Origin of the sequence: Buchnera aphidicola (Chaitophorus viminalis), assembly GCF_026122795.1 — a bacterium.
In the GTDB taxonomy this organism is placed as follows: Bacteria; Pseudomonadota; Gammaproteobacteria; order Enterobacterales; family Enterobacteriaceae; genus Buchnera_J; species Buchnera_J aphidicola_BK.
The window spans coordinates 1-13,474 of record NZ_JAIWQV010000003.1; the positions used below are offsets into that span (position 1 = coordinate 1).

Consider the following 13,474-nt stretch of genomic DNA (forward strand, 5'->3'; position numbering starts at 1 on the left):
ATAATTTTTACATAATTTAAATATTTTTTTTTATAACTATTTAAATATATTAATTATTTTTTATTTATCTAAAATAAAATTTAAATATATAAAATATATAAACTTATTTAAATAAAACAAATTTTATATAGAAAAATAAATACATATAATAAATTTATTTATAAATAATATTTATATTTATAAAAACTTTTATTTCAATAATAAATTATTTAATTACAATTAATTTAATTTATTATAAATAAATTTATTCATCGAGAGGTTTTCTTTTAAGAAAATTTATAATAATATGAAAATAAAAAAATTTTTTTTATTATTTTTATTAATTTTTAGTATAAATATAGGATATGCAAGTAATAAAATATCGTTTACAGAAATTTCTTTTGAAGGGTTAGAAAGAATATCTCAAAAATTAGCTTTAAGTTATATTACTTTTCATACAAATGAATTGATATCGAATAATGAAATAGAAAATAGTGTTAAAAAATTGTTATCAAGTCAAAAATTTCAAAGTGTAAAATTTTTTCAATTAAATAATAAAATTATTTTTAAAGTTAAAGAATTTCCTATTCTATCAAAAATTTCTATTCAAGGAAATTATAAAATTGATGAGAATATTATTAGAAATTTATTAAATAAATCTCATATTTTTAAAGAACAATTTTTTAATAAAAAAAATTTATTAATTTTAAAAAAAGAAATATTAAATTATTGTTCTCAAATTTTAAGAAATCATGTATTAGTAAATTTAGAGCTTTTAGATAAAGAAAAAAATACTAAAGAATTAAAGATATCTATATTAGATCAAGGGCTGACTTATATTAATAAATTAACTTTTTTAGATAATAAAAATTTTGATACAGATAAGTTATTAAATTTATTTAATTTTTATGAACAATCATTTTTTTTTAAAAAAAAAAGTTCAGATCATTTTAGTTATGAAAATTTTCAGACAGGATTAGAGAAATTATATCATTTTTATAATAGTCAAGGTTATTTAAATTTTCATATAGTAAATACAGAATTAAAATATTTTAATAACAAGAATAATGTTAATATTATATTAAAACTTCATGAAGGTAGTCGTTATGTTGTTTCTTCTATTTTAATTCATGAAATTAAACCTTATATTATTAAAAATTCTAATGTTTTATCATGTATAAAATTAAATAAATTATATAATATTGATGATTTTTTTCTTTTAAAAAATAAAATTCAAGATATTTTATTAAGAAATGGTTATCTTTATTCTAATATTTCTATTATTCCTACAATAAATAAATTTAAGAAAACAGTAATTTTTAATATTAACATTGATAAAAAAGATGCATGTAAATTAAATACTATTAGAATTAAAGGAAATGATTTTATTACAGAACAAGATTTAATTAATATAGTGTATCAAAAAAAAAATAGTATTTTAAATATAGATTTAATTAAAAGAGATTTAAAAGCATTACAAGATACAAATTTTTTTGATCAAATTTCTTTTGAATTTAAACCTGCATTGTTTCAAAAGTCATCTTGTTTGGATTTAATATATTTGGTACATGAAAAAAAATCGAATACCTTTAATTTTGGTTTTGGATATAATACTTTAAATCAGTTAAATTATAATTTTCAGTTTAAAAAGAATCATTTTTTTGGAATGGGTAAGTCGTTTTCGATTGATTTAGATAAATCTTTTAATAAAAGTAATATGGAGATATGTTATCAAGATCCATATTTCACTATTAATAAATTTTTTTTAGTGGAAAAAATTTTTGCTAATATTGATGAATCTAGTTCAATAAATAATTTATATAATAATGTTAACTTTTCAAATAAAAAATTAGAAAAAATATGCAATACTTTTATGGATTTAGTTAAAAATTATAAATTAAGTTTTAAAAATAAAATTTTAAATTATGGTATAGAGCAATCTTTGGGTATTTCAATTTTTTCAAAATTTATTATAAATACATCTATTGGTTATAAACATAATGAAGTAAGAAGTATATTTAACGATAAAATTATTAATACTAATATTGATTTAAATCAAAATACATTTAATATAATTAATACAAATCAAATTTTTCATATAAAAAAAAATTTTTATATAAATAATTCTATTTATTTCAATCAATTAAATGATTCATTTTTTCCAAATTTTGGTAATGAATTAGAATTTTCTATTAAATATTTTTTTCCTATAGTGGAAAAAAGTTCTATACAATTTATGTATAATAGTAAACAATATTTTCCTATTATAAAAAAAAATAATTTATTAACATTGTTTATTCATTCTTATTTTGGTTGTGAAATATCTTCAGTAGATAATTTATTATTTAGTAATTTTACTAATCTTTATAATAATAATAACAATTCTATTAGAGGATATATTTCAGATAAAATTGGTCCCAAAATTTTAAAAAAAGATACTATTTTTAATAATGAAATTGATGATTTTGATCTTAATCAAAGTTCTAAAGAATTGATATATAAAAAAAATGATTTTTTTAATCATACCGTAGGAGGAAATGTAATATCTATCAATAGTATAGAATTAATTTCTTCTATTCCAATAATTGAAAATAAATATTCTCGAGATTTCAGAATATCTTTATTTTTAGATTTTGGAAACATATATAAAAATAATTTTTTTGTAAAAAAAGATTTTAATAAAAATTTTATTTATTTTAATCCTAAAAGTATTTATTCTTCATATGGGTGTTCTTTAAGATGGAAATCTCCTTTTGGTTTAATATCTGTATCTTATGCTTTTCCTATAGGAAAACATAATTTTGAAGATTTAGAACGTTTTCAAATTCGTTTTGGTTCTTAATTTTAAACTTTAATTATTTATTTAAATATAAAATTTAATATTCATCTTATTTTTTACTATTTAGTTATTATAAGATGAATTTTTAATTTTATATAAATTATTCAAATTTTTTGGTTTATAATATGTCTTTTTTAAAAAAAAACACTTTTTTAAATTTTATTCCTCATAGATATCCTTTTTTATTTGTTGATCAAGTAATAGATTTTAAAAAAAAAAAATATTTAATTTCAAAAGTTAAATTAAATTCTAATAAATTTTTTTCTGGACATTTTCCTGACAATCCTATTTTTCCAGGAGTATATATATTAGAGTCTATGATGCAATCTGCTGGAATTTTAGTTGGAATCAGTAATATAAATTTTTATTTTAAAAAAAAAATATATTATTTAACATGTATTAAAGAAGCTAAATTTAAAAAAATTGTTTTTCCAAATGAAACACTTTGTATTAAAATATTTTTTCTTAATAGTTTGAATAATTTTATTAAATTTCAAGGATATGCTTTTGTAAAAAATTTTTTAGTGTGTGAAGCAATTTTTACCCTTTATATAAAAAAATAATTTTTAAGTATAATTTAAATTTATTATATTAATTTATACATTTTTATAGGATCAATTTTAAATTTATGTTCAATCCTTCTTTTATTCATTTACGTGTACATAGTGATTATTCTATTATAGATGGTTTATCTAAACCAGAAAAAATAGTTGATCGTGCTATATTATTTAATATGCCAGCTGTAGGAATTACTGATTTTACAAATTTATATGGAGTAATAAAATTTTATAAATATTCACATGCAAATGGAGTTAAACCAATTATTGGAGTAGATTTTAATATTTTATCTGATGATTTTAGTATAAAGGAAATAACTATTTTAGCATGTAACAATTTTGGTTATGAAAATTTAAAATTATTAATTTCAAAAGCATATAGAAGAAATTATTCTACTTTAAAAGATATTTATATTAAAAAGAAATGGTTAATAAAATATAGAGAGGGATTAATTATATTATCTAGTGGAATAGATGGAGAAATTGGTTCATTTCTTTTAAATAATAAAAAATATTTTTTAAATCAATCATTAGATTTTTATCAAAAATATTTTAAAGATCATTATTATTTAGAAATTTCTAGAATAGGGCGTATTGAAGAAACTAAATATATAAAAAAAATTTTGGAATTATCTATTTTAAAAAAAATTCCTATTGTAGCAACAAATAATGTGAGATTTTTAAAAAAAAAAGATTTTCTCTCTCATATTATTCGAGTATCTATTCATTATGGAATATCTATAAATCAAGCAAAAAAATTATTTTTTAAATATACTAAACATCAATTTTTTAAATCTGAAATTGAAATGAAAAAATTATTTTCAGATCTTTCTTCTTCTTTAATTAATTCTGTAGAAATTTCTAAAAGATGTAACGTTATTATAGAATTTAAAAAATATTTTTTACCGAAATTTTATACTGGATGCGTTAGTACAAAAGATTTTTTAATTAAAAAATCTTTTGTAGGATTGAAAAAAAAATTAAAAAAAATATATTCTCATAATTTAGAAAAATTTTCAATTAAAAAAATATATAAAAATAGATTAAAACATGAATTACAAGTTATTAATAAAATGAATTTTCCAGGATATTTTTTAGTAGTTATGGAGTTTATTAAATGGGCTAAAAAAAATAATATACCAGTAGGTCCTGGAAGAGGATCTGGAGCTGGTTCTTTAGTAGCGTATGCTTTAAATATTACAGATATTGATCCGATTAAATTTGATTTATTATTTGAAAGATTTTTAAATCCAGAAAGAATATCTATGCCTGATTTTGATATAGATTTTTGTATGAATAATCGTGATTTAGTTATAGATCATGTTTCTCAGGTTTATGGAAAAGATTCAGTATCTCAAATTATTACATTTGGTACTATGACTGCTAAAGCTGTTATACGTGATGTAGGTCGTTCTTTAGGATATCCTTATGGATTTTTAAATCGACTTTCTAAATTAATTCCTTTAGATCCAGGAATAACTTTAAAAAAAGCAATTTTATCTTCAAGTGATTTAAGTTCTTTATATAAATATGATTATGATGTTAGAGATTTAATTAATACTTCTAAAAAATTAGAAGGAGTGATACGAAATGTAGGAAAACATGCTGGTGGAATAGTAATTTCTCCAACTAAAATTACTGATTTTTCACCTTTATATTATGATAATTTAGAAAAAAAAAATTCAGTAACACAATTTGATAAAGATGATATTGAAGATATTGGTTTAGTTAAATTTGATTTTTTAGGTTTAAAAACTTTAACAATTATTCAATCTACTATTAATATGATTAATCAAAACAATATAAAAGAAAATAAAGATAAAATTGTGCTTAATAAAATTCCTTTAAATGATAAAAAAAGTTTTCAACTATTAAAGAATGTTCAAACTACTGCTATTTTTCAATTAGAATCTAATGGAATAAAAGATTTAATTTTTCGATTAAAACCTGATTCATTTAATGAAATTGTAGCTCTCGTAGCGTTATTTAGACCAGGTCCATTACAATCTGGAATGGTAGATAATTTCATTAATAGAAAACATGGAAGAGAGAAAATTTATTATCCTGATAAAACTTGGCAGCATAAATTATTAAAACCAATTTTAAAATCTACTTATGGAATTATTTTATATCAAGAACAAGTAATGAAAATTGTTCAAAAACTTTCTAATTATACTTTAGGTGAAGCAGATTTATTAAGAAGAGATATTAGTAAAAAAAGTTCTAAATATATGTCTGATCATCGTATAAAATTTATTTTAGGTGCAAAAAAAAATGGTATTAAAAAAAATCTTGCAAATAAAATTTTTGATTTATTAGAGAAATTTGCTGGATATGGATTCAATAAATCACATTCTGTTGCATATGCTTTAATTTCTTATCAAACACTTTGGTTAAAATCTAATTATTCATCTGAATTTCTTGCATCTGCTATGACAATGGATATGCGTTATTCTAATAAAATTATGATTTTAATAGATGAAGCAAAAAAAATGAATATAAGAGTTTTAGGTTTAAATATCAATTTAAGTAAAAAAAATTTTTTTGTTAACAAAAATAAAAATATTATTTTTGGATTAGGAGCTATTAAAGGAATTGGAGAGAATGCTATTAGTAAAATAGTTTTTGAAAGAGAAAAAAATGGTATATATAAAAATATATATGATTTATGTATAAGAGTTGGTTCTAAAATTATTACTAAAAAAATTTTAGAAAAACTTATATTTTCTGGATCTTGTGATTGTTTTAATACAAATAGATTATTTTTATATAAATCTATTTCTTATATAATTGAATCTTCTATTCAATATAATAATATTTTATTATCTAAACAGTTAGATTTTTTAAATAAAGATATTCTATATAAAGATTTTGAATATAAAAATAATTTTTTTATCGAAAAAAATTGGTCTAATAAAGTTGAATTAGATTATGAAAAATCTGTTTTAGGTTTTTATTTTTCTCGTCATCCATATGATTATTATTTAAAAGAAATTAATAAATATAAAAAAGTAATTTCATTAAAATCTATTTCTATTTTAAAAGATAAACAAAATGTTTTTATATCTGGAATAATATTAAATTTAAAAAATTTATTCACAAAAAGTAAAAAAAAAATGATGATATTACATTTAGATGATAATACAGCTAAAGTTGATATAGTAGTTTTTGAAGATTTATTATCAAAATCTTTGTCTTGTTTAAAAAAAGATAATATCTTAATTATACAAGGTTATATAAAAAAAAATAATTTTAGAAAATCTTCTTATATTATTGCAAGAAATATATATACTGTATATGACATTAGAAAAGAAAAATTATTAAAAATAAAAGTTTTTATACAAAATTTTAATTTTTCTAAAACATTTATTAAAAAAATTAATAATTATTTATGTAATTTTATTGGTGGTCAAACTGCTTTATATATTTTAATTACATCTCAAAAAAATTTAATAAAAAAAAATATTCTTTTAAAGAAAATTTATGTATACCCTAAAGATAATTTATTTTACTTTTTAAAATCTTTTCCTAATTTAATTAAAATTAAAAAATTTTATTATTAAAAATATTTTATTAAAATAAAATATTTTTAATAAATTATTTAAAAATATTTTTTTTTTGATTTTATTTTTTTTAATAAGATTGTTAAAATATTTTTTATTTTTATGTTTTTTTTAGAATATGTTTTTCTATTTTGTAATTCTATACATTTTTTTTTTATTGTATTATCACTAATTATAATTTTATATGGAAAACCAATTAAATCGGATTCAGAAAACATAATTCCAGGTTGTTCATTTGTATCATATAGAAACACTTTCATATATTTTTTTAATTTAAAATATATCTCTTCTGTAATCTTTTTTACCAAAATATTTTTAAAAAAATTAATTGGTATAATAGAAACTTGAAATGGAGCAATAGAAATTGGCCAAACAATTCCATTTTGATCATGATTTTTTTCAATAATAGCTCCAATTAATCTACTTACACCAATACCGTAACATCCCATTTCTAAGTTTTTTTTTTTTTTTTGATTAGTATAAATATATGCATTAAATATTTTAGAATACACTTGATTTAATTGAAATATATGACCTATTTCTATTTTATTTTTTTTTTCTTTTATTTTGTTAATATTTTTTTTAAAATTGATTGTATTAATGTAAAATTCATGAGAAATATTTCCTCCAATAACTCCATTTTGAGCTTTTGAAATTTTAACTTTTAAATTCATTTTTTTAAATATTTTTATATATGATTGATATATTTTTTTATAAGTTTGATTTAAACATTTTTTATTTGTATGAAAGGAATAAGCATCTTTCATAATAAATTCTCTAGAACGTAATATTCCTGATTTTGGTCTAATTTCATCTCTAAATTTTGTATTAATTTGATATAAAATCATAGGAAATGATTTATAAGAATTTATTTTTTTTTTGACTAATTGAGTAATAATTTCTTCATGTGTAGGTGATAATATTAAATTATTTTTATTTCTATCAATTATTTGAAATAATTCTTTTCCATATGTTTTCATTCTATTACTTTTTATCCATAATTTTGATGATTGTAAAATAGGCATGTTAATTTCTATTGCATTATTGATTTTCATTTCATGATGTATAATTTTTATAACTTTTTTTAATACTTTGATTCCATTAGGAAGCCATGTATATATTCCAGAAGAACTTTGAGAAATCATTCCAGATCTGATCATTAATTGATGACTTATGCTATGTGTATTACTTGGTTTTTCTTTTTTTGTTGAAAGAAAGTATTTTGTTTTTCTCATATATTCCTTAGTAAAACTTTTTAATATATATTAAAAAATTTAAGTAATTCGATAAATTTAATTATTTTAAAAAAAATTTTAATATATTTTTTTAATATTTATAATACATTATTTATTTTTTAAGAGTTTATTTAATATTAAAATTTAAAATTTTGAAAATTTAAATTTAATAAAATTTATAAATTTTAAATAAAAATAATGTATTTTTTATTAATTTTTTTATTTAATTAAAATTACATAGATTTTGTAACTTTAATACCTAAAATTTTTAATCCTATTTTTAAAATTTTAGAAATTATATAGGAAATTTTTAATCTAGTTATGCATTTTTTTTTATTTTTTGTATTAAGTATATTATATTTTTCATAAAAAGAAGAATATTGAGATGAAAGTTCATAAATATAATTACATATTAAATGAGGTTCTCCTTTTTTAACTGATTGAGATAAAATTTCTTTAAATTGTAATATTTTTATACATAATAATGTTTCAGAATTATTATAAATTTTAAAAGAATTATTTAATTTAATTAAATTTTTATGATCTTTTTTTAAAATAGACATAATTCTAGTATAAGTATACTGTATGTAAAGTGATGTATTACCTTCAAAAGACAGAATATTCTTCCAATTAAATACATAATTAGTAATTCTATTTTTAGATAAATCAAAATATTTTAATGCTCCTATACCGATTGTTTTAGATAATTGAAGCAATTTTTTTTTTTTAATTTGATTATTTTTTTTTAATATGATTTTTTTTGCTCGAATTATAGATTCTTGAATTAAATTAGATAATTTAATTGTGTTTCCAGAACGTGTTTGAAAAGGTTTATTTTGTTTATTAAGCATTATTCCAAATATATTATGTTTAATTTTGACTTTTTTGGATATATATCCAGCAATTTTTGAAATTTTATATACTTGTTTTAAATGTTGTTTTTGACGTGAATCAACATAATATAATATTATATTAGCTTTTAGTATTTGATATCTATATTTCATACATGCAATATCAATTGCTGAATATAAAAAAGATCCATTTTTTTTTAAAATAACTCCCATAGATTTTCCTTGTCTATTTTTTATATTTTTTAAAAGAACAATAATTTTTTGATCTTTTTCAACAGCAATTTTTTTTTTTATTAAATCTTTCATAATATTTGGTAACATTTTTTTATAAAAACTTTCTCCAATAATATGTTTATTTTTTAAAGTAATATTTAAGAGTTTATAAATTTTTTTATTTTCTTTGATATTTAATTTAATAATTTTTTTCCATATTTTATAACAATATTTATCATTTTGTTGTAATTTAGCAGTATATTTTTCAGTTTTTTTTAAAAATTTTTTATTTTTTAAAGAAATTTTTTTAGCTTGACAATATATTTTTTCTATTCTTTCAATAGATAATTTTTTAATATTAGATAATTTTTCTTTTTTAATAATTTTTAAATAAGCAATTATCATTCCAAATTGTGTACCCCAATCTCCAATATGATTACAACGTATAACATTATGTCCATAAAATTCCATAATACGTGCAGTAGAATCTCCTATAATTGTTGATCTTAAATGTCCTACATGCATTGATTTAGCCATATTTGGAGAAGAATAATCAATTACTACATTTTTTCTTTTTTTTGTACAATATTTAAAATTTTTTTTAATTTTATTAAAAAAAAATTTTTTTATAGTTGTTTCTATCCATAAAGAACTAAGAAAAATATTTACAAAGCATGGTTTAGAAAAATTTATTTTTTTAATCATATATTTAGAATTTATATTTTTGATAATTTTTTGAGATACAATTTTTGGATCAATTTTGTTTATATTAGAGATACTATATAAATTATTTAATTGATAATGCCCATTTTTATCATTCTTATTTTTTTGAATTATTATTTTTTGGTTTATTTTAATCTTGCTTTTTATAAGACTTTTTTTAATTTTTTTTTTTAATATTGATGATATTTTCATTTTTTATCCTTTTTTTTTAATATTATTATTTTTTTAAAAATTTATATATATTATATATTTTTATAAAAATTTTTAATAATTCAAAAATATATTTGACAAAAATATAAATATATTATATTATTAAAAAACTTTAGTTATTAACGTTCTTTAACAAGATATCAGAAAATCTGTGTGGGCACATAAAAATTTAAGTGCAAAAATTATTTATTACACAGTTATTGAATTTATTTAATTCAAATTTTTAAAAAATGAAGAGTTCGATCATGGCTCAGATTGAACGCTGGCGGCAAGCCTAACACATGCAAGTCGTGCGGCATCGAAAGAAAAAAATTTATTTTTTTCTTGTCGGCGAGCGGCAAACGGGTGAGTAATATCTGGGGATCTGCCTAAAAAAGGGGGATAACTACTGGAAACGGTAGCTAATACCGCATAATGTTGAAAAACCAAAGTAGGGGACTTTTTTTAAAGCCTTACGTTTTTAGATGAACCCAGACGAGATTAGCTTGATGGTAAGGTAAAGGCTTACCATGGCAACAATCTCTAGCTGGTCTGAGAGGACGATCAGCCACACTGGAACTGAGACACGGTCCAGACTCCTACGGGAGGCAGCAGTGGGGAATATTGCACAATGGGCGAAAGCCTGATGCAGCTATGCCGCGTGTATGAAGAAGGCCTTAGGGTTGTAAAGTACTTTCGTTAGGGAGGAAAGAAATATAAATAATACTTATATTTTGTGACGTTACCTAAAAAAGAAGCACCGGCTAACTCCGTGCCAGCAGCCGCGGTAAGACGGAGGGTGCTAGCGTTAATCGGAATTACTGGGCGTAAAGAGCACGTAGGCGGTTTTTTAAGTCAGATGTGAAATCCCTGAGCTTAACTTAGGAATTGCATTTGAAACTAAAAAACTAGAGTATCATAGAGGGAGGTAGAATTCTAGGTGTAGCGGTGAAATGCGTAGATATCTGGAGGAATACCTGTGGCGAAAGCGACCTCCTGGATGAATACTGACGCTGAGGTGCGAAAGCGTGGGGAGCAAACAGGATTAGATACCCTGGTAGTCCATGCTGTAAACGATGTCGACTTGGAGGTTGTTTCCTTAGAGGAATGACTTCCGAAGCTAACGCGTTAAGTCGACCGCCTGGGGAGTACGGCCGCAAGGCTAAAACTCAAATGAATTGACGGGGGCCCGCACAAGCGGTGGAGCATGTGGTTTAATTCGATGCAACGCGAAAAACCTTACCTGGTCTTGACATCCATAGAATTTTTTAGAGATAGAAAAGTGCCTTCACGGGAACTATGAGACAGGTGCTGCATGGCTGTCGTCAGCTCGTGTTGTGAAATGTTGGGTTAAGTCCCGCAACGAGCGCAACCCTTATCCTCTGTTGCCATCGGTTCGGCCGGGAACTCAGAGGAGACCGCCGGTTATAAACCGGAGGAAGGTGGGGACGACGTCAAGTCATCATGGCCCTTACGACCAGGGCTACACACGTGCTACAATGGTGAATACAAAGAGAAGCAAATCTGCGAAGACAAGCAAACCTCATAAAGTTCATCGTAGTTCGGATTGGAGTCTGCAACTCGACTCCATGAAGTCGGAATCGCTAGTAATCGTGGATCAGAATGCCACGGTGAATACGTTCCCGGGCCTTGTACACACCGCCCGTCACACCATGGGAGTGGGTTGCAAAAGAAGTAAGCATCTTAACCTGTAAAGGAGAGCTCTTACCACTTTGTGATTCATGACTGGGGTGAAGTCGTAACAAGGTAACCGTAGGGGAACCTGCGGTTGGATCACCTCCTTAAAAGTCACTTTAAAAATTTTAAAGTGCCCACACAAATTTTCTGATATTAATTATTAAAGGCTTGTAGCTCAGTTTGGTTAGAGCACACCCCTGATAAGGGTGAGGTCGGTGGTTCAAGTCCACTCAGGCCTATTAAACACCTTTATCTTCAGTAAAAAAATTTAATATTTTTAATATCTGTATAAAAGGGGCTATAGCTCAGCAGGGAGAGCGCCTGCTTTGCACGCAGGAGGTCAGCGGTTCGATCCCGCTTAGCTCCATTAAAATTCATCTTTTATTTTTCTTAAATTGCAAAAATATTCTATTTCATTTTCTGATTTATACCAATAATTAATAGCTTCTTTGATTTTTTTTTCTTTAATTCTTAAAAAAATATTTATTTTTTTTTCAAAATTTAAGTTATTATAATTTTTTTGAAATTTATAATTTTTATTAAAAAAAAATAAATAATCTTGAATTAAAATATCTTTTTTTAAAAATTTATGTGCAAAATTTAAATTAGATAATGTATATTCATGTGAATTAAAAAAAAATGTTTTATTTGGAAGATTTATAATTTTTTTTAAAGAATAATATAAATTTACTGTATTTCCTCCATTTAAAGTATTTCCACATCCTCCAGAAAATAAAATATCTCCACAAAAAAGATATGGATAAATAAAATAAGATATATCATTATTAGTATGTCCAGGTGTTGAAAAAATTGTAAATATTTTATTAAATATTATAATTTTTTTAATATGAGATATAATTATTTGATTTTTTTTATTTATTTTTTTAATTTTTTTAGGTGTAATAATTAAAATTTTTGAATAAAATTGAATAATTTTAAATAAACCATTTATATGATCATCATGTAAATGTGTAATAAAAATAAAAATAGGCTTTAAATTATATTTTTTTAATTTATATATTATTGGATCTGCTAATCCTGGATCAATGATAATACATTCATTTTTTTTATATAATATCCATACTATATTATTTTCTAAAATTTTAATACCTTTAATTTGAATCATTTTCTTTATACCATATTATTTAGTAAGTAAATATCCATAATCTTTTTTATTTGGGTATTTTGCGGATTTTTTAGCTTCTATATCACATTCTTCATTTTCTTTTTGTCCTGAATGACTTTTAATCCAAGACCATTTTACTTTGATATGTTTTTCTACCATTTTGTTTAATCTTTTCCATAAATCAATATTTTTAACTTTTTTTTTATTTTGTGTAATCCAATTATTTTTTTTCCAATTATTAATCCATTTTGTAATACCATTTTTTACATATTTGCTATCTGTATGAATGTGAATATAAGAAGAAATTTTTACTTTTTCTAATCCAATAATTACACTTATTAATTCCATTCTATTATTAGTAGTTAATATAAAACCTTTACTAAATTTTTTAATAATATTTTTATATTTTATAATAGTACAAAAACCTCCTGGACCTGGATTACCTAAACATGAACCATCAGTAAAAATTTTAATAATTTTTTTCATTTTTAAATTTTACTC

At 21.3% G+C, this 13,474-nt stretch carries 7 protein-coding genes, 2 tRNA genes and 1 rRNA gene; 6 read left to right on the plus strand and 4 right to left on the minus strand.

Annotation, left to right across the window (positions count from 1 at the left end; genetic code table 11):
- Positions 1-286 precede the first annotated feature (286 nt).
- The 3 genes from bamA (at position 287) to dnaE (ending at position 6,938) form a co-directional block, all read left to right on the plus strand.
- Positions 287-2,821, plus strand: coding sequence for an outer membrane protein assembly factor BamA (gene bamA / locus LDP12_RS01590; RefSeq protein WP_265226633.1), 2,535 nt, complete (start codon positions 287-289; stop codon positions 2,819-2,821).
- 122 nt (positions 2,822-2,943) lie between these two features.
- Positions 2,944-3,381 carry a 3-hydroxyacyl-ACP dehydratase FabZ gene (gene fabZ, locus LDP12_RS01595; RefSeq protein ID WP_265226634.1) on the plus strand — a complete coding sequence of 146 codons (438 nt, stop codon included), beginning with the start codon at positions 2,944-2,946 and terminating at the stop codon, positions 3,379-3,381.
- 65 nt (positions 3,382-3,446) lie between these two features.
- Positions 3,447-6,938 (plus strand): DNA polymerase III subunit alpha, encoded by a 3,492-nt coding sequence (dnaE, locus tag LDP12_RS01600; protein WP_265226635.1) that lies wholly within the window; start codon positions 3,447-3,449, stop codon positions 6,936-6,938.
- A 38-nt stretch (positions 6,939-6,976) separates the two neighbouring features.
- On the opposite strand, the gene LDP12_RS01605 is transcribed toward dnaE, so the two are convergent.
- On the minus strand, positions 6,977-8,173 hold the full coding sequence (locus tag LDP12_RS01605; RefSeq protein ID WP_265226636.1) for an aminoacyl--tRNA ligase-related protein: 1,197 nt from the start codon (positions 8,171-8,173) through the stop codon (positions 6,977-6,979).
- Between the two features lie 233 nt (positions 8,174-8,406).
- Positions 8,407-10,152, minus strand: coding sequence for an arginine--tRNA ligase (argS, locus tag LDP12_RS01610; RefSeq protein ID WP_265226637.1), 1,746 nt, complete (start codon positions 10,150-10,152; stop codon positions 8,407-8,409).
- Between the two features lie 245 nt (positions 10,153-10,397).
- Between argS and LDP12_RS01615 the strand changes: the two genes are divergently transcribed.
- The 3 genes from LDP12_RS01615 to LDP12_RS01625 all read left to right on the plus strand — a co-directional run bounded on the left by LDP12_RS01615 (position 10,398) and on the right by LDP12_RS01625 (position 12,214).
- A 16S ribosomal RNA gene (locus LDP12_RS01615) occupies positions 10,398-11,954 on the plus strand.
- A gap of 57 nt (positions 11,955-12,011) precedes the next feature.
- Positions 12,012-12,086 (plus strand) — tRNA-Ile (locus tag LDP12_RS01620).
- A gap of 55 nt (positions 12,087-12,141) precedes the next feature.
- Positions 12,142-12,214: transfer RNA gene (locus LDP12_RS01625), tRNA-Ala, on the plus strand.
- Here the strand turns inward: LDP12_RS01625 and LDP12_RS01630 are convergent.
- Together LDP12_RS01630 and rnhA are read right to left on the minus strand one after the other, a co-directional pair.
- Positions 12,215-12,973 carry an MBL fold metallo-hydrolase gene (locus LDP12_RS01630; protein ID WP_265226638.1) on the minus strand — a complete coding sequence of 253 codons (759 nt, stop codon included), beginning with the start codon at positions 12,971-12,973 and terminating at the stop codon, positions 12,215-12,217.
- A gap of 15 nt (positions 12,974-12,988) precedes the next feature.
- Positions 12,989-13,459: a ribonuclease HI gene (rnhA, locus tag LDP12_RS01635; RefSeq protein WP_265226639.1), complete on the minus strand. Its 471-nt coding sequence runs from the start codon at positions 13,457-13,459 to the stop codon at positions 12,989-12,991.
- Positions 13,460-13,474 lie beyond the last annotated feature (15 nt).

Excerpts from the sequence above, each read along its gene's own strand:
- bamA (WP_265226633.1), top strand. The coding sequence starts at position 287 with ATGAAAATAAAAAAATTTTTTTTATTATTTTTATTAATTTTTAGTATA.
- fabZ (WP_265226634.1), top strand. The coding sequence starts at position 2,944 with ATGTCTTTTTTAAAAAAAAACACTTTTTTAAATTTTATTCCTCATAGA.
- dnaE (WP_265226635.1), top strand. The coding sequence starts at position 3,447 with ATGTTCAATCCTTCTTTTATTCATTTACGTGTACATAGTGATTATTCT.
- LDP12_RS01605 (WP_265226636.1), bottom strand. The coding sequence starts at position 8,173 with ATGAGAAAAACAAAATACTTTCTTTCAACAAAAAAAGAAAAACCAAGT.
- argS (WP_265226637.1), bottom strand. The coding sequence starts at position 10,152 with ATGAAAATATCATCAATATTAAAAAAAAAAATTAAAAAAAGTCTTATA.
- LDP12_RS01630 (WP_265226638.1), bottom strand. The coding sequence starts at position 12,973 with ATGATTCAAATTAAAGGTATTAAAATTTTAGAAAATAATATAGTATGG.
- rnhA (WP_265226639.1), bottom strand. The coding sequence starts at position 13,459 with ATGAAAAAAATTATTAAAATTTTTACTGATGGTTCATGTTTAGGTAAT.